Below are 17,565 nucleotides of genomic sequence, written 5' to 3'. Positions count from 1 at the left end.
CCTCCATCTGATCAATAGAGCACGGCGCGCCGCTCGGGCGTCATGGGCTCGAGGGCTTCTCCACGCTCCAGCCTTCGCACGAAGTCCGGGTTCGCAAGGAGTGCGCGGCCCCAGGTGACCATGTCCAGATGCCCCTCCTGGATTTCGCGCTCGGCCTCCGCAGCGGATAGCGACGCGCCACCCATCAGGAAGTGGGGCCAGAGGGGACGCACGCGGCGCACGATCCTGCCGGAAGTTTCGGCATAGGGCGCATCCGCGCAGCTAATGTCCAGCTGCCTCAGCCCCAGGCGATCCAGCCGGGGGATGAGATGGTGCAGCATGTCGTCGAGGTCCGGCCACTCGTACAGTCCGCCCATCATCCGTGCGGGCGAGAGGCGGATCATCAGGCGCTGGGGGCCGCAAATGGGCAACAGGCGCTCCACCAGTTCCAGCACGATGCGGCAGCGGTTTCCGACCGATCCGCCATAGGCATCGGTCCGGTCATTGATGCGTGCATCCAGGAACTGGTCAATCAGGTATCCATGTCCCATATGGACCTGCACGCCGTCGAAGCCCGCATTCAGGGCCCGCTGCGCGGCCTCCTCGAAAAGACGGTAGATGCCCGGCATCTCCGACGCATGCAGTGCACGGGGCTGCCCGTAGGGCTGGCCGTTCTGGCGGTTGATGCCCGCCGCTGGCCGGTCCGTGGAACTGACCGGCGCCAACCCGCCAGTGAAGTCCGGGTGCGAGATCCGCCCGCAATGCCACAGTTGCGCCACGATGCGCCCGCCGGCCTCCTGCACCTGCCGGACGGCCGGGATCCAGCTGTCGGCCTGCTCGTCGTTCTGCAGGTGGGGCACGTTCCGGTAACCATCCGCCGAAGGATGGACCACGATGCCTTCCGTCAGGATGAGCGATACGCCGGCAGCGGCACGCCGCGCGTAGTAGGCAGCGATTTCGGCCGTGCAGCGGTGCTGCGCATCGGCAAAACCACGCGTCATGGCCGCCATGGCGACGCGGTTGCGCATCGGACCGAACATGTCGTGGTGAACGAAGGGGCTCAGCAGGTGCAGGCTCATGGGGCGAACATTCCAGTGAAATAAGGGTGGTCGAGATAGGCGGCCAGGCTGTCCTGCCATGTGCGCTGACGATCCAGCCCGCGGGCCTGCAGCGCGGCGTTGCGCATCACCACCGCATCGGGGCGCACGGCTTTTTCCTTGTGGGCCATGGTTTCCGCAGGAACACGCGCGATCTCGATGCGGCGGTCCAGACCCAATCGGAGCACGATCTCCCGCGCCAGTTCGAAGAAAGAGGCTTGCCCATGGGAAGCCATGCAGAAACGGCCCGTCTCGCCGCGCGCCAGCAGCAGCAGGCTGTTGTAGGCCAGATCGTCCGTGAGCGTGGGCTGCCAGATGCGGTCACCGATCTCCATGCGGTCCACGCCGGAGCGCAGCAGTCCCGCGAGGTGCGGAATCAGCTTGCCGACGAAATTCTTGTCGCGCGCATGCTCTCCGAAAAACCCGCCCATGCGCACAGTGAGCGCCTGCGGCGACGCCTCCAGCACGATGTGCTCCGCCTCCAGCTTGAGGCGTCCGTACACGCTCAAAGGACGGGGGGGCGTGGCCTCGTCCACCGGCTGGCTTCCGTCGTAGATCAGGAAAGTCTGCGGGTAAAAAAACCGGGCTCCGCATTCGCGGGCCAGCTCGACCACGTGGCGGGTTCCTTCGATCTGCACCTGCGCCGCCGCGTCCGCATGATCCTCGCACCAGTTGACGTCGGAACACACGGCGCAATGGATCACGATATCGGGCCGCCAGGCGCGCAAGTCCTGGGCCTGCTCGCGCTGGCGCACATCGAGCGCGTGGCGGTCGAGGGCCGCGACCAGGGCAGTGGGTACCTGCTCAGCCAAGCGGCGAGCGAAAGCCTGCCCGAGCATTCCGCCCGCACCCGTGATCAGGATGCGCGAGCCCTCCAGGGCGGCCAGTTCGTTCAATTCAAGCAAATCGTTGCCCCTCATGCTCAGATCCAGACAGGAACAGATCGGCCTCCATCTCGGGGACGCAGCGCATCACCTCGTTGGGCCGGTACGGCAGGGCGCCGACGAGCAGCCGGCCCGACGCCTTCCAGACAGACCACCAGTGCTGCGCGAAATCCTGCATCGATACCGGCCTGCCCGATCCCACATTGCGCACCCAGGGCCTGCCCGTCTCGACATCGCGGCGCTCAGCCGCATGCCGGAATGCCCGGGCGACCGTTTCCACGGGGACGTAGTCGCGCACCTGCGCACCCGGGGTCATCGAAAAATCAAGTCCCTGCGACGCGGCCAGACGCAACGCGGGCCAGAAGTTCCCGGCGTACTGGCCTTCGCCGAAGACCGAGAAGATCCGCAGGTAGCACAGTTCCATGGCGTGTTCGATCGCGTGCGCATGCGCAGCCTGGAAACCTGCGGCCTTGGATGCCGCGTAGCCATACGCGGGTGCCAGCGGTGCGCTGGCCGGAATGAAGTCGAAGGCATCCGCGCTGCGACCGTATTCCGCGAAAGTACCCGCGAGGACCGACCGCTTCACGCCAGCGGCACGCGCCGTATCGAGCAGTTGCAGCAAAACGGTGACGTTCCAGTAGAATAGGGTCTGCCAGTCGGCCTGCTGCGGCGGGACGCCGGGCGACGCCAGGTGCATCAGCACGTCCGCCCCGGCCAGATCGGCGGGTGCCAACTGGTCCATGGCGCGGCTGAGCCACACAAGGCGAGGGTGCACCGACGCAGGCGCGTCGGCCGGATGCCTCAGGACGGTGACGCGATGGCCCGCCTCCAGCAGAGACGCCAGCACGTGCCGGCCGATGAACCCCGTCCCTCCCGTCAGGAACACATGCCGTTCAGTGGTCATTCGGCGGTCCTTCCGGCATCTCGAAGGGGCTGGCGAAATCCTCCATCCGCGGGTGCTCGCGGTCGCGCACCGACAGCACAGGATGCTCATCGGGCCAGGGAATGCCGGCAGAGTCCCAGCGGATGCCGGCATCATGCCGAGGTGCGTGGGCCGAGGTGACGTGATAGACGATGGTCGCGCCTTCGGTCAGTGCATAGCAGCCGTGGGCACACCCCGCCGGAATGTAGACCTGGTTGCCAAGCTCGGCGTCCAGCTCGAAGGTGGCAAAGCGGCCCTGTGTCGGCGAGCCGCGGCGCAGATCGACCACCACATCGAAGAGGCGGCCGTGGCTGCAATGCACCAGCTTGGCATGGTGGTGCGGCGGCAACTGGAAGTGCAGCCCGCGCAGCACGCCACGCCGCGATACGCTGTAAAAGCCTTCTACCCAGTCGCAGTCGAGCCCCCGGACAAGGAACGCCTCGCGGCTGAAGGTCTTCACGAATCGCCCGCGCTCATCGGGCCGCACTTCGGGCTGGATCAGGTAGCAGCCCGGCAAAGGGCTTTCTTCGAAGCGCATGGTGGGTGCTAGAAGTTGACGCCGAAATAGGTTTCGATGCGATCGGCCACAAAGTCGATCATGGCCTCGCTCAATCCGGGATAGATGCCCAGCCAGAACGTGTGCTCCATGACCGTGTCCGTATTCGCCAGGCTGCTGGCCACACGGTACGTCTGTCCCTGCATCGAAGGCTGCCGGGTCAGGTTGCCGGCGAACAGCAGCCGCGTGCCGATGCGGCTCTGCTCCAGGTACTCCAGCAGATCGACGCGGCGGGTACCGGCCGCTTCGCGCAGCGTGAGCGGGAACCCGAACCACGAAGGCTGCGAATTTTCCGTGGCCCGGGGAAGCACGAGGAACTCCTCGCAGCTTTTCAGCCGGCCGGAGAGGTGCTCGAAATTTCGCTGCCGCGCCGCGATGAAGCCGGGCAAACGGTCCATCTGCGCCAGGGCACAGGCCGCCTGCATGTCGGTGATCTTGAGGTTGTAGCCGACGTGCGAATACGTGTACTTGTGGTCATAGCCTGGCGGCAGATCGCCCAGTTGCCAGCCATACCGCTTTCCGCAGGTGTTGTCCTTGCCGGGCCCGCAATAGCAGTCCCGTCCCCAGTCGCGGAATGACGTGACGATGCGTGCCAACTCATCGTCGTTGGTGAAGACCGCGCCGCCTTCGCCCATGGTGATGTGGTGGGCCGGATAGAAGCTCAGGGTCCCGATGTCTCCGAAGGTGCCTACCAGCCGTCCGCCGTAGGTGGACCCCAGGGCGTCGCAGCAATCCTCGACGAGCCACAGTCCATGCTTGCGGCACAGCGCTTGCACCGCCTCCAGGTTGTAGGGATTGCCGAGGGTATGGGCCAGCATGATGGCCTTGGTGCGCGGCGAGATCGCAGCTTCGATCAGCGCGACATCGATGTTGTACGTGCCGAGCTCCACATCTACGAAAACCGGCACCGCGCCATTTTGCAGGATGGGATTGACGGTGGTGGGGAACCCCGCCGCCACACCGATCACCTCGTCGCCCGGGCGGATGGCCCTCTGGCCCAATGCAGGAGACGTGAGCGCCGAGAAGGCGAGCAGATTCGCGGACGAGCCGCTGTTCGTCGTGAGCGCATGGCGCACCCCGAGGTACTCGCGCAGGCGCTTTTCGAACGCATCGTTGAAACGCCCTGTGGTCAGCCATCCGTCGAGCGACGCGGCCACCATGTTCTGCAGTTCGGCCTCCCCGATGACCTTGCCGGAGGGCGGAATGGCCGTGGCGCCCGGCAGGAATGGCTGGGCGCGATACGCGTGGGCCGCGTATTCGCCAACGAGCGCGGCGATCTGCTCGCGGATGTGGTGCAACTTGTCCATAGAATTTCAGCGCTCAGCGGCGCAATACGATTCGATCTGACGCTCGGTCACCTGGCGCATGTCTTCGCCGCGAGCGTGTGCGGAATGCCATTGGGCAATGCTCTCCACGGCCTGCGCCAGCGACCACCGAGATCCCCAGCCCAGCAGAGAGCAGGCCTTGCTGCTGTCGAGCCGGAGCATCTGCGCCTCGTGCACGCCCTCGGGCACGGCCGCGAAACGGCATTCGACAGGGCCAGGCCACGCGGCAGCCAATTGCCGAATGACGTCGCCGACACTTCGCACGTCCTGCTCGGCGGGCCCGAAATTCCAGGCGCCCGATGCCACCGGACCCTTCTCGACGAGTCTCTGCGCCAATTGGAGGTACCCGGCCAGGGGCTCCAGCACATGTTGCCATGGCCGTACGGCAGCGGGATTGCGCACGTCCAGCGGACCGCCGCCGCAGGAGGCTCTCAGGAAGTCCGGAATCAGCCGGTCGCGGGACCAGTCACCGCCGCCGATCACATTGCCCGCCCGCGCCGTGGCCAGCGCCACACCGTGATCCGCATGCCTTGCCGGGGCGAAAAACGAGTCGCGGTAACAGGCGGCCACCAGCTCGGTGCATGCCTTGCTGTTGCTGTAAGGGTCGAACCCGCCCAATGCGTCGTCCTCGCGATAGCCCCAGAGCCACTCGCGGTTCTCATAGCATTTGTCGCTCGTCACCACCACCACGGCGCGCACCGACGGCACGCGACGGACGGCGTCCAGAAGGTGCACGGTACCCATGACGTTGGTCGAATAGGTGCCGACCGGATCGGCGTAGGACTTGCGCACCAGGGGCTGTGCAGCCATGTGGATCACGATCTCCGGCGCCGCCGCCTCCAGCGCGCCCGCAAGCAACGCCGCATCCCGCACATCGCCGATGACCGAATGCATGCCCTGCGCGGCCCGGGTCAGCGCGAACATCGCGGGCATGGAATCCGCGTCCAGCGCATACCCCGTCACCTGCGCGCCCAAACGCTGCAGCCAAAGCGACAGCCAGGTGCCTTTGAAGCCTGTGTGGCCCGTGACGAACACCTTGCGTCCGGACCAAAAACCGCTGTCGGGACCGCTCACCATGACTTCCAGGGCGCATAGCCCCCCTGCCAAAGCTGTTCGAGATAGTTCTTGTCGCGCAGCGTATCCATGGGTTGCCAGAAGCCTTCGTGCCGATAGGCCTGCAACTGCCCAGACCGCGCCAACGCCTCGAGCGGAGGGCCTTCCCAAACCGTCTCGTCGGAATCGATCAGATCGAAGACGGCAGGAGACAGCACGAAGAACCCGCCGTTGACCATGCCGCCGCCGCCATCGGGCTTTTCGCGGAACGACAGCACGCGGTCGCCCTCCATGTCCAGCGCGCCGAAGCGGCCGGGTTGCCGGGTGGAGGTGAGCGTGGCCTGCCGTCCATGCGCCCGGTGGAACCGGATGAGCGCCGTGATGTCGATATCGCCCACCCCATCGCCATAGGTAAAGCAGAAGGCCTCTTCCTCGCTCACGTAGCGCCGCACACGGCGCAGGCGGCCACCCGTCTGGGTGGCATCGCCGGTGTCCACCAGGGTCACCCGCCAGGGTTCGGCATACCGCTCGTGAACGTCCATGCGGTTGTTCACCAGATCGAACGTCACATCGGACATGTGCAGGAAATAGTTCGCGAAGTACTCCTTGATCACGTAGCCCTTGTAGCCGCAGCACACCACGAAGTCATGGATGCCATGGTGCGAATACATCTTCATGATGTGCCAGAGAATCGGGCGGCCGCCGATCTCCACCATGGGTTTGGGCTTTTGCTGCGTCTCCTCGCTCAGGCGGGAACCCAGCCCCCCCGCCAGGATGATGGCCTTCATGCTTTTCCGCCCATCGGTGTTTCGGAGCCCTGAAGCGCCCGGGCATAGGCCGCCTGGAAATGCGCCACACGGTCCTCGATCCCGGCGCCCACGAGGGCCGGGCGCTGCGCCTGATCGACGCCCGCCTGCACCTTAATGCAAATACCACCGTCTTCCGCGAACACCTTGCGCGTGAAGGCGTGGCCGTCGGCATGGATGTGTTCCATCATCTTGGCGCCGGCAGGCGTGGTCCCGGTGAACTCCACGCCCACAGTCCTCGAGTGAACCGTGGTCTGGCGGGGCGCGGTCGGCTCGAACGACTGGACATGGAAGCTGTAACCCATGAACGACGTAACAGTCAGGTTCGGAAAAATATGGTGGTGGGTGTAATGCGCGAAGCGCCAGGGCCACTGCCCGATCTTGCTCTCCATGCGGGCGAACCGCGCTACCCACTGCGCATCGGCGGCATGCTCCAGGTGGCTGTGCCGGCGATCCTCGAGGAAGAAGCGGGGTGCCGTTTCGGCCCGGTCCATGCCGTCGACCTGCATGAAGGTTCGCGAATGCACGGCAGGGACGTGATACCCCTCGAGGGCATTCTCGATCACGATTTTCCAGTTGGCGTCCACCGGCTCTCGGAACTCGTCCAGCAAGCCTTGCATTCCCTCGCTGGCACGCTCGAGAAAGGCGTATTGCTCGCCCAGATACTCGCGCAGTGCCGGGCCGCTTTCGGAAATACGGACAAACACGAACTGCCCTACCGCCTCGCAGTTGAATTCCTGCAGGCGAAAGCGCGCAGGTTCGGCCACCACCTCGGGAAAGCAGTGTTTCGCCGGAATGCCGACCGGAACGCCCTCCCGGTCGTACACCCAGCCATGGTAGGGGCAGCGCGCAGGCCCGCGGTGCGTGCCCGATTCGCATAACTGGGCATGTCGGTGGGAGCAGACATTAAGAAAGGCACGCGGCCGCCCCTGGCTGTCACACTGGAGCAACAACGACACCCCGCCCACCTGCACACCGCGGTGCACGAGACCGTCGAGTTCGAAGCGCATGCAGACGAAAACCCAGCTTTCGCGGAACAGCCCCTCCAGTTCGCGGGCGTGGTGATCGGGATCTCGATAGAAGTGGGGGGAAACGACACTGGTCGGCATGGATCGACTCTTCTGGATGGATGTTGCAAGGACCGCGGCCCCGAGTTCGGTACCGGTCTGGGGCCTGCCGAGCCAGCGGCGGCTCGTACAGCCCATTGTCTCTACAGTGATCTGAAATGGGCCCCTTCCTAGCTGCGCATTGCCTGCTCCATCACACGGGTGAGCCGCTGCATCTGCGCAGGATCCATCTTCGGAAAGAACGGCAGGCCTATCAGGGTCTCGGCGAGCGCATCCGCTTGGGGCGTGGGCAATAGCGTACAGAAGGGCAACAGGGCTTCCATGCGGTGCATGAGAGGCTGGTACCAGCGACGCGTCGCGATGCCCTGCGCGGCACACAGTGCCTCGAGCCGTCCCCGGCAGGCAGCGTCGGGCATCCGTGCACACAACAGCGTCGGTGCTGCAATGGCACCGGCCGGGCCCGCCATCTGCCATGCGATCCGACCGTCCGCCGCGCGTGCAAGGGCATCCTGCATTTCCCGCTGCAACGCGCGCCGGGCCTGCGCGCCCTGCTCCCAGCAAGCGAGCGATGCCAGCGCCACGGCAGCGTGCAACTCGCTCATTTTGGCGTTGGTGCCCACTGCCGCCAGGGCACCGACCGGCAGGTGGCTGGCCGGGTCGAGGTTGATGCCGAAATTGGCCAGCTGACGCACTCGCGCCGCCAACCCGGGACGGGACGAGACCACGAAACCGCCCTCTCCCGCCGGCAGCGACTTGGTGGCATGGAGACTGAACACGAGCGTGCCCGAAGCGCCTGCCAGCCACTGGCTGCCAAAGCCGGCGGCGGCGTCGATCACCACCGGGAGGCCCGTTTCGTCCTCGAAGCGCTGCCATGCCGCCATGTCGTGCGGCATGCCGAGGGCCGCCACGGGCAGTACGGCATCCACGGCACCGGTGGCACGGGCCGCGCGCGCGATGTCGGGCGTCAGCAGCCAGCTGTCGGCATCCACATCGCAAAGTACCGGCACGTGGCCGGCACGCAGCACGGCCGTCGCCGTGGCAGCGAACGTGAAGGTGGGCATGAGCACCCGGGAGCCGGCGCGCAGCCCCAGCGATTGCAGCACCAGTTCCAGGCCCAGCGTCGCACTTGCCACGGTCGTGACCTGCTCTGCGCCCAGGCCGAAGCGCTCGGCAAAGCGGTCCTCCAGTTCGCGCACCAGTGGGCCGCCGTTGGAGTAGTAGCGCGCGGCATGCATGCGCTGCAGATAGGGCAGGAGGGACACCGGGTCCGGCACATCCGGCACCAGCAGAGGAATGGGATCGGTGGGAGCGCCGGCGGTCATACGGAGGGCGTGCCGTGCGCACGCTTCTCGCCGCCGCCCAGGCGTGCCAGGACCGGCTCCGGATCGGCGAACACATCCAGGAAACGGTCGCGGCCTTCCAGGTAATTGAGCCACATGAGCCGGAACGCCTTTTCCAGCTCGGCCGTGCGGGCGGCATAGTCCATGAGTGCGCAGGCGGACAAGCGTTGCCGTGTTTCGTGGCGCAGGCGGGCCAGGGTTTCCGGATCGGCCATGAACGCCAGAGCCCGCTCGACGTATTGGTCGTCGCTGCGCGCCACCCAATCGGGATAGCCCACGCCCTGCAGCGTGCGCGCGGTGCTCGCGTCCACACCGCGCTCGGCGTCCAGCGACACGATCGGCAGTCCCATCCAGAGGGCATGCAGCGTCGTGGTGCCACCGGAGATCGGAGCCGTGTCGAGTGCCACGTCGGCAATATGTCCCAGTTCCATGAACTGGTTGAGCGGTTGCTGGTGCATCACGAACACGCGGTCCAGCGGCAGGCCCTGAGCCTCGACCCGCATCTGCATGTTGGCCTGGGCGGCCTCGGCAGACCGCTCCTTCACCATGATGACGAGGCGCGCATCGGTGCGCGCCTTCAGGATGCGCCCCCAGACACCCAGCATGCGGTCCGTGACCTTGGCGGAATTGTTCAGCGAGATGAGCGTGGGGTAGCCGTTGTGCAGCATTGGCGGCTCTTCGCACAGCGGCGCATAGGTGGGCGGTGCGTAGCTCGCCATGCAGGCCAGGCGAAAGAGCCGCTCGCTGTAGAAGACTTCATGGCCCGGCGGGGTGATGGCCGCATCGGTCAGGCGGTAATCCATGGCTTTCATGCCCAGCGGGCTCATGAATCCGAGCCACGTCACCTGCACGGGCGCCGCGCGGCGCGCGAAGACCAACAGGCGGTTGCCGGCGGTGTGGCCCGACAGGTCCACCAGCACGTCGATGCCGTGCGAGCGGATGAGCGTGTAAAGGTCATCGTCGGACAGGTGGATCATCTCGTGCCAATGGGGCACGCACTGCTGCAGGGCATCGGTGATGCCGTCGCGCCGCCCGCCCGAGTACACATGCACCTCGACCTCCTGCGGGTCATGGTGGCGCAGCACGGGCAGCATGAAGAACGCGATGGAGTGCTCCCGGAAATCGGCCGTGACATAGCCCACCTTGAGGCGTTTCTTCGGGCGGCGATCGGTCACGACGAGGGGAGCGGCCTTGCGCGTCAGCGGATCGGCGTAGCGCCGGCCCCAGTCCCTGTAGACCTCCAGCGTCTTGACGGGACTGCCCTCGATCTGGTCATGCAGGAAGGCGCGCATGACCCACATGGCCGGGTTGTTGCCGCGGCGACACACATCGTCGATCATTTGCAACGCTTCGGCGTGCCGGCCCAGGTTGAACAATGCGAACGACAGGCCATGCTGCGCATCCGGCATGCCGGGCTGCAGGTTCAGGGCGGTCTCCAGCGCCGGAATGGCCTGCGCCCAGTTTTCCATCTTGAGGTAGGTGCGCCCGACATGCATCCAGACGTCCGCACGCTGTGGATCGAAAGCCAGGGCGGTGGCGAATTTCGTCAGGGCACCCACCAGATCCTGCTGCGCCAGGCACTGCTCGGCCTGAAAGAGCGCGATCAGCAGGTCGGCATGCTCTTGCACATCAGCATCGTCGGTGGAAGTGGGCATGGAGCACATCGGCGGCAGGCAATGGAAAAGGGTGGGATCGGGGCAGTGGATCGAAACGGCCGGGGTCCATCTTAGGGGCTCCCGGCCCCTGCGGTGGCCCCAATAAACCATGGTTTGCCCGCCTGTTTTGGCGGTGGGCGGCCGGTTTCACCAACAGGGCAACGGGACTTGTCAAGGGGAACGAATTGGGGTGTATCCCGCCTGCATTTCCGTTTTTGCGCTTCAAAAAGACTCTGCCAGAATGGCCCCATGTTTGTAATCATCGGTTACCTGGTCTGCCTCGGGTGCATTTTCGGCGTGTACGTGGTACACGGCGGGAATGTGAGCGTGATCATCAAAGCGCTCCCTTTCGAGATGATCACGATCTTCGGCGGCGCGCTGGGCGCGTTCGTGGTGAACAACCAGCCGAAGGTGCTCAAGTCCACGCTGAAGGCGCTGCCCATGGCGCTCAAGGGGTCCAAGTACACCAAGGCACGGTACATGGAACTGATGGCGATGCTCTACGACATCCTGCAGAAAGCCCGCAAGGAAGGGCTGATGGCCATCGAAAAGGATGTCGAGACGCCCCACGAATCCGAAATCTTCAAGAAATACCCCACGGTCGGCAGCGACCACCATGTGATCGAGTTCATGACCGATTACCTGCGCATGATGGTCTCGGGCAACCTGAACGCGCACGAGATCGAGGCGCTGATGGACAGCGAGATCGAAACCCACCACCAGGAAGCACACGCCCCCGTGGCGGCACTGGCCCGCCTGGCTGGCGCGCTGCCGGCCTTCGGCATCATCGCCGCCGTGCTGGGCGTGGTGAACACCATGGGCTCGGTGGGCCAGCCTCCCTCCGTGCTGGGCGGCATGATCGGCTCGGCGCTGGTCGGCACCTTCCTCGGGATCTTGCTGGCCTATGGCGTGGTGGAACCCCTCGGTGGCCTGGTCGAGCAGAAGCTGGAAGATGCCGCCAAGGAACTGCAATGCATCAAGACCACGCTGCTGGCCAGCATGCAGGGCTACAACCCCGCCACCGCGATCGAATTCGGCCGCAAGGTCCTGTTCTCCACCGACCGTCCGAGCTTTTCCGAACTGGAAAGCCACGTGAAGGGCAAGAAGTAGGCTGAAGACGCCCCCATGGCCGACAAGAAACTCCAGCCGATCATCATCAAGCGCGTCAAGAAGGGCGGCCATGCCGTGCATGGCGGCGCCTGGAAGATCGCCTATGCCGACTTCGTGACGGCCATGATGGCGTTCTTCCTGCTGATGTGGCTGCTGGGCTCCACCGCCAAGGGCGAACTGCAGGGCATCGCCGCCTACTTCAATTCGCCGCTGAAGGTGTCCATGCAGGGGGGAGACGGTGCGGGCAACAGCTCGAGCGTGATTCCCGGCGGCGGCAACGACCTGTCCAAGGTGCACGGACAGGTGCGGCGCTCCGACTCGGAGACGTCGACGAACCGCCGCGCCAACCTCGAAGCCGCACGCGCCGAGCGCGCCCGCCAGGACGAGATGCGCATCAAGGCGCTGCAGGCCAAAATCGATGCGCTGATCACCGAAACGCCCAAGCTGAATGAATATCGCTCGCAGATCCGCATGGATGTGACGCCCGATGGCCTGCAGATCCAGATCGTGGACGACCAGAACCGGCCCATGTTCGACAGCGGCAGTGCGTTGGTAAAACCCTACATGCGCGACATTCTTCGAGAAATCGGAACCGCGCTCGGCGGCGTGCAAAACCGCATCAGCCTGGCAGGCCACACCGACGCGACGCCCTACGGCAACGGCGACCGCGGCTACAGCAATTGGGAACTGTCGGCCGACCGGGCCAACGCCTCGCGCCGCGAACTCGTGGCCGCCGGCATGCCGGATGCCAAGCTGGGCCGCGTTGTCGGGCTGGCGGCCAGCGATTTGCTGGAACCCAAGGAGCCGCGCGCGCCCGCCAACCGGCGCATCACGATCACGGTTTTGACCCAGGAAGCCGAGGAACGGCTGCTCGGAAAGAAATCTGCCACCATCACTTCCACGGAGTTCACCGCCGAAAAGCGCGAGAATCCGGCATCCGCCCCTCGGCCGTAACGTCTTGTCACCAAACCTGCGGCCCATGACAATACACACTGCAATTTCCGACCGAAAGGGTCCCACGTGACCACTGCACTCCGCTTTTTGATCGTTGACGACTTCTCCACCATGCGACGCATCGTGCGCAACCTGCTCAAGGAAAGCGGCTTTGCCGATGCCGACGAGGCGGAAGACGGCGTGGTGGCGCTGAACAAACTGCGCAACAGCAAGTTCGATTTCGTCGTCACCGATATCAACATGCCCAACATGAACGGATTCCAGCTGCTGGCTGAAATCAAGAAGGACGACAAGCTCAAGCACCTGCCCGTGCTGATGGTGACGGCAGAAGCCCGCAAGGAAGACATCGTGGCAGCCGCCCAGAACGGGGCAGCCGGCTACATCGTCAAGCCGTTCACCAAGGCCACGCTGGAAGAGAAAGTCACCCTGATCCTCAAGAAAATGGGCCTGTGATCATGGATACCTCGGACAACAACCTTCCGGAAGCCGGCGCCGTTCACAACAAGATCGGCCAGCTGACCCGCCAGCTGCACGACTCGCTGAACGAACTCGGCTACGCCGACAAGCTGCGCGGCACGATGGGCGAGTTGCCCGATGCGCAAAGCCGACTTTCCTACATCGCGCGCCTCACGGGAGAAGCGGCAGAGAAGGTATTGAGCCGGGTGGAGCAGGCCAAGGCCCAGCACGACTTCATCGCCGAGGAAACCCGCCGCGTCGTCTCCTCGCTGGTCAAGGACCCCGTGGCGGCCGTCGCCAAGGGCGAGATCATGAACTTCCTGCACGACGTGGAGCGCGTCACCAAGGAAGCCGACGGCCACCTGACCGAAATCATGATGGCGCAGGACTTCCACGACCTCACCGGCCAGGTGATCGCCCGTGTGGTCAACCTGGCGGCCACGATCGAAGAGCAGCTGGTGCAGTTGCTCATCCAGACCGCCCCACCGGCCGCGCAGGCGCAGGTCGCCCCGGTGGTGGAAGCGCGCCACGAACACCTGGCCGGCCCGGTGGTCGATCCCGAAGGCACGCCCGATGTGGTCACCGACCAGTCGCAAGTGGACGATCTGCTGGCCAGCCTGGGCTTCTGATGCCGGGCGGGCGCTGGCGCTCCTGAAAAAGGAGCGTCCACCGCATATCCACATGGGATTTCATGGCCTTTTGGCATGCAACGGCAGTAAGTACTAGGGCATATTGCTATCATTTTTGATGCAACGGCGTGCATGACGCCCCGCCCCTGCCGGCCCACCCCACCGGCCGCCACCCTGAATAGCCGCCCGACAAGCCGTCTATTCGCGCTTTAGGTTTCCGGGGCGCTCACGACAATGGCATGACCACCAGCCGTCATGCCACCATGGACTCCAGCCAAGACAAAGACCTCCCCGCGACAGAGCACAAGCTCCAGAAAGCGCGCAAGGACGGCCAGGCTGCGCGCTCGCGGGACCTGTCCCACATCGCCGTCCTCGGCATGGGCGCCTGCAGCGTCCTCGTGCTGGCGCCCATGCTGACCGAACACCTGCAGCTGGCCGTGCGCGAGCAACTGGTGTTCAACGCCGCCACGGTGCAGGCCACGGGCAGCATGGTCACCCGGTTGCACCAGATGGCGCTGATCGGCGTGGTCGCCAGCCTCGTCTTCGCCGTTCTCACCAGCGCCGCCGCCGTGGTCAGCGCCATCGGCGCCGGCGGCTGGGTGTTCAGCTTCCAGCCCATCACGCCCCAGTTCAGCCGGCTGAACCCGATCTCGGGGTTCACCAACCTCGTGTCCAAACAGCAGCTGGTCAACGTGGGCAAGATGGTGCTCATGACCGGCGTGATCACCGCCGTGGCCTGGAACTTCCTGGGCAACAGCATCCAGAAGCTGTCCATGCTGGTGCTGCAGCCCTCGCCGGTGGCTCTGCGCTGGGTGGGCGAATGGATGACCTCGGGCGTGAGCCTCATGCTGCTGGTGGTGTTTCTCGCGGCGGTCGTCGACGTGCCGCTGCAGGCGTTCTTCTTCAAGTCGCGCCAGAAGATGTCGCACGAGGAAATCAAGCAGGAGCACAAGGAATCCGAGGGCAGCCCCGAGACCAAGAGCCGCCAGCGCCAGCGCGCCCGCGAGATCGCCGACCGCGCCAGCATCGCCGCCGTGCCCAAGGCCGACTTCGTGGTGATGAACCCGACCCACTATGCCGTGGCCCTCAAGTACGAAGAAGGCACGATGAGCGCCCCGCAGGTGATCTCCAAGGGCACCGACCTGCTCGCCTTCAAGATCCGCGAAATGGCCACGCAGCATTCGGTACCGGTGCTGCAGTCGCCCATGCTGGCCCGCGCGCTCTACGCGCATGCCGAGCTGGACCAGGCCATCCCCGCCACGCTGTACGCCGCCGTGGCGCAGGTGCTGGCCTACGTTTACCGCCTCAAGGCCGCGATGCGCGGCGAAGGCCGCATGCCCGAGGCCCAGCCCGACCCGTTCGTGCCGCCCGAACTTGATCCGCTGAACCGCACCACCGACGCAGGGACCGCCCCATGACGCCCTCCATGAAATCCGTCCGGCAGTGGGCCGGCACCAACGCCTCGGCCGTGCAGGGCATGTCCGCCCCGCTGCTGGTGGTTGCCATCCTGGCGCTGATGGTGCTGCCCATCCCCGCCTGGCTGCTGGACACCTTCTTCACGCTGAACATCGCCGTCGCGCTGATGGTGATGATGGTGGCGGCCTACATGCTGCGGCCGCTGGACTTCGCGGCGTTTCCCTCGGTGCTGCTGCTGACCACGCTGATGCGGCTGTCGCTCAACGTGGCCTCCACCCGCGTGGTGCTGCTGGAAGGCCACACCGGCCCGGGCGCGGCGGGTGCGGTGATCGAGGCCTTCGGCCACTTCCTGATCGGCGGCAACTTCGCCGTCGGCCTGATCGTGTTCGCCATCCTGGTGGTGATCAACTTCGTGGTGGTGACCAAGGGCGCCGAGCGGATCGCCGAAGTGTCGGCCCGCTTCACCCTGGACGCCATGCCCGGCAAGCAGATGGCGGTGGACGCCGACCTGAACGCCGGCCTCATCGACGAGAAGGAAGCCAAGCGCCGGCGCCTGGAAGTGGCGGAAGAAGCCAACTTCTTCGGCTCGATGGACGGCGCCTCGAAGTTCGTGCGCGGCGATGCGGTCGCCGGCATCCTGATCCTGCTGATCAACATCGTCGGCGGCTTCGCCATCGGCATGCTGCAGCACGACCTGTCGGCCGGCCAGGCGGCCAACAGCTACATCCTGCTGGCCGTCGGCGACGCGCTGGTGGCGCAGATCCCGGGCCTGCTGATCTCGGTGGCCGCGGCATGGTGATCTCGCGCGTGGGCAAGGAAGAGGACATGGGGCACCAGATCGTGCAACAGCTCTTCATGTCGCCCCGCGTGCTGGGCGTGACGGCCGGCATCCTGATCCTGCTGGGCCTGATCCCGGGCATGCCGCACGCCGTGTTCCTCATCATGGGCTCAGGCTTGGGCTACGCCGCCTGGACGCTGATGAAGCGCGCCAACGCCCCGCAGCCGGTGGTGGAAGCGCCCCCGCCCGCGCACGACGGCGAAGCCAGCTGGGACGACCTGCAGCCCGTGGACCTGCTGGGCCTGGAGCTGGGCTACCGGCTCATCACCCTGGTGGACAAGAACCGCCAGGGCGACCTGCTCACCCGCATCAAGGGCGTGCGCCGCAAGTTCGCGCAGGAAGTGGGCTTCCTGCCGCCGGCCGTGCACGTGCGCGACAACCTGGAACTCAAGCCCAGCGCCTACCGCATCACCCTGCGCGGCGTGGTGGTGGGCGAAGGCGAGGCCTTCCCCGGCATGCACCTGGCGATCAACCCCGGCGGCATCACCACCCCCCTGATCGGCACGCCCACGACCGACCCCGCATTCGGCCTGCCCGCCCACTGGATCGACGAACACCAGAAGGAAGCGGCACAAATGGCGGGTTTTACGGTCGTTGATTCAGAAACCGTGATGGCGACGCATTTGTCACACTTGATGCAAGTTCAAGCCGCCAAGCTCCTGAGTCGCACCGAAACCCAGCAACTCGTGGAACACGTGGCAAAACTGGCCCCCAAGCTCATCGAGGAAGTGGTTCCCAAAATGGTGTCGATCGCAACGTTCCAGAAAGTCCTCCAGCTGCTGCTGGAAGAGTCTGTGCACATCCGCGACATCCGCACCATCATCGAGACGCTGGCCGAACATGCCGGCGCCACCACCGACCCGGTGGAACTGGCCCGCCGCGTGCGCATCGCGCTGTCGCCCGCCATCGTGCAGCAGATCTACGGCCCGACGCGCGAGCTGAACGTGATCGCCATCGAACCTGGCCTGGAGCGCCTGCTGGTGCAGGCCCTGAGCAACAACGCCGGCCCTTCGCTGGACCCGGGCGTGGCCGACATCCTCACGCAGAAGGCCGCCGAAGTCGCTATGAAGCAGGAAGAACTGGGCATGCCCGCCTGCTTGCTGGTGCCCGACGCCATCCGCAACGCCATTTCCCGCCTGGTGCGCCGCGTCGCGCCCCGGCTGCAGGTGCTCGCCCACAGCGAGATCCCTGAAACCCACACCATCCGCATTGGCCCGATCCTCAAAGGTGCATCCGCATGAACATCAAACGCTTCACCGCCCCCACCTCGCGTGAGGCCCTGGCCAAGGCGCGCATGGCCTTCGGGGACGGCACCCTCATCCTGTCCAACCGCCCCACCGCCAATGGCGTGGAAGTCATGGCCACGGCGGAAGACACGCTGTCCAGCCTGGAAAACGCGCCCGAGCAGGCCGCGCCGAGCCGCCTGCAGGAGCGCGCCTCCGACATGGCCGCCAGCCCCGCGCGCACCCTGGCCCGCC

At 65.6% G+C, this 17,565-nt stretch carries 15 protein-coding genes and 2 pseudogenes; 7 read left to right on the top strand and 10 right to left on the bottom strand.

Translation table 11 applies throughout. From position 1 onward, the window contains the following. Positions 1-11 precede the first annotated feature (11 nt). The 10 genes from AC27KI_RS03005 to AC27KI_RS02960 all read right to left on the bottom strand — a co-directional run bounded on the left by AC27KI_RS03005 (position 12) and on the right by AC27KI_RS02960 (position 10,684). A complete protein-coding gene (locus AC27KI_RS03005) occupies positions 12-1,058 on the bottom strand; it encodes an oxidoreductase (protein WP_487112549.1) in 1,047 nt (348 codons plus the stop codon). Further along, complete coding sequence (locus AC27KI_RS03000; RefSeq protein ID WP_487089051.1) at positions 1,055-1,996, bottom strand: SDR family oxidoreductase; 942 nt, start codon at positions 1,994-1,996, stop codon at positions 1,055-1,057. Before AC27KI_RS03000 ends, AC27KI_RS03005 begins: the two co-directional genes overlap by 4 nt. Continuing rightward, positions 1,974-2,864, bottom strand: a complete 891-nt coding sequence (locus AC27KI_RS02995; RefSeq protein ID WP_487089052.1) for an NAD-dependent epimerase/dehydratase family protein — start codon at positions 2,862-2,864, stop codon at positions 1,974-1,976. The genes AC27KI_RS03000 and AC27KI_RS02995 overlap by 23 nt, the downstream gene beginning before the upstream one ends. Beyond that, positions 2,854-3,420, bottom strand: a complete 567-nt coding sequence (rfbC, locus tag AC27KI_RS02990) for a dTDP-4-dehydrorhamnose 3,5-epimerase (protein WP_487089053.1) — start codon at positions 3,418-3,420, stop codon at positions 2,854-2,856. The genes AC27KI_RS02995 and rfbC overlap by 11 nt, the downstream gene beginning before the upstream one ends. An 8-nt stretch (positions 3,421-3,428) precedes the next feature. Further along, positions 3,429-4,745 carry a lipopolysaccharide biosynthesis protein RfbH gene (gene rfbH / locus AC27KI_RS02985; RefSeq protein WP_487112547.1) on the bottom strand — a complete coding sequence of 439 codons (1,317 nt, stop codon included), beginning with the start codon at positions 4,743-4,745 and terminating at the stop codon, positions 3,429-3,431. A 6-nt stretch (positions 4,746-4,751) separates the two neighbouring features. Next, positions 4,752-5,840, bottom strand: coding sequence for a CDP-glucose 4,6-dehydratase (gene rfbG, locus AC27KI_RS02980; protein WP_487112545.1), 1,089 nt, complete (start codon positions 5,838-5,840; stop codon positions 4,752-4,754). Continuing rightward, positions 5,834-6,604: a glucose-1-phosphate cytidylyltransferase gene (rfbF, locus tag AC27KI_RS02975; protein WP_487112543.1), complete on the bottom strand. Its 771-nt coding sequence runs from the start codon at positions 6,602-6,604 to the stop codon at positions 5,834-5,836. The genes rfbG and rfbF overlap by 7 nt, the downstream gene beginning before the upstream one ends. Then, on the bottom strand, positions 6,601-7,731 hold the full coding sequence (locus AC27KI_RS02970; RefSeq protein ID WP_487112541.1) for an aromatic ring-hydroxylating oxygenase subunit alpha: 1,131 nt from the start codon (positions 7,729-7,731) through the stop codon (positions 6,601-6,603). Before AC27KI_RS02970 ends, rfbF begins: the two co-directional genes overlap by 4 nt. Positions 7,732-7,859: 128 nt before the next feature. Continuing rightward, entirely contained in the window at positions 7,860-9,011 is a 1,152-nt protein-coding gene (locus AC27KI_RS02965; RefSeq protein WP_487112539.1) for a DegT/DnrJ/EryC1/StrS family aminotransferase, read from the bottom strand. Then, the gene (locus AC27KI_RS02960) at positions 9,008-10,684 is read right to left on the bottom strand and encodes an O-linked N-acetylglucosamine transferase, SPINDLY family protein (protein ID WP_487112537.1); all 1,677 of its coding nucleotides are present in this window, start codon (positions 10,682-10,684) and stop codon (positions 9,008-9,010) included. The genes AC27KI_RS02965 and AC27KI_RS02960 overlap by 4 nt, the downstream gene beginning before the upstream one ends. A 249-nt stretch (positions 10,685-10,933) precedes the next feature. Between AC27KI_RS02960 and motA the strand changes: the two genes are divergently transcribed. The 7 genes and pseudogenes from motA to AC27KI_RS02925 all read left to right on the top strand — a co-directional run. Continuing rightward, positions 10,934-11,794, top strand: coding sequence for a flagellar motor stator protein MotA (gene motA / locus AC27KI_RS02955; RefSeq protein ID WP_284431688.1), 861 nt, complete (start codon positions 10,934-10,936; stop codon positions 11,792-11,794). 15 nt (positions 11,795-11,809) lie between these two features. After that, positions 11,810-12,748, top strand: a complete 939-nt coding sequence (gene motB, locus AC27KI_RS02950; RefSeq protein WP_272565427.1) for a flagellar motor protein MotB — start codon at positions 11,810-11,812, stop codon at positions 12,746-12,748. 66 nt (positions 12,749-12,814) lie between these two features. Continuing rightward, the gene (gene cheY / locus AC27KI_RS02945) at positions 12,815-13,201 is read left to right on the top strand and encodes a chemotaxis response regulator CheY (RefSeq protein WP_092745669.1); all 387 of its coding nucleotides are present in this window, start codon (positions 12,815-12,817) and stop codon (positions 13,199-13,201) included. A gap of 2 nt (positions 13,202-13,203) precedes the next feature. Next, positions 13,204-13,833, top strand: coding sequence for a protein phosphatase CheZ (locus tag AC27KI_RS02940; protein ID WP_487089060.1), 630 nt, complete (start codon positions 13,204-13,206; stop codon positions 13,831-13,833). Positions 13,834-14,096: 263 nt separating this feature from the next. After that, positions 14,097-15,251 carry an EscU/YscU/HrcU family type III secretion system export apparatus switch protein gene (locus AC27KI_RS02935; RefSeq protein WP_272569821.1) on the top strand — a complete coding sequence of 385 codons (1,155 nt, stop codon included), beginning with the start codon at positions 14,097-14,099 and terminating at the stop codon, positions 15,249-15,251. Continuing rightward, positions 15,248-17,328: pseudogene (gene flhA, locus AC27KI_RS02930) on the top strand (flagellar biosynthesis protein FlhA). Before AC27KI_RS02935 ends, flhA begins: the two are co-directional and overlap by 4 nt. Further along, positions 17,325-17,565: pseudogene (locus tag AC27KI_RS02925) on the top strand (flagellar biosynthesis protein FlhF); the annotation flags it as partial. The pseudogenes flhA and AC27KI_RS02925, both read left to right, overlap by 4 nt.

This window comes from Acidovorax sp. KPB24-03 (genome assembly GCF_057546605.1).
This window is presented reverse-complemented; position numbering and strand designations above follow the sequence as displayed.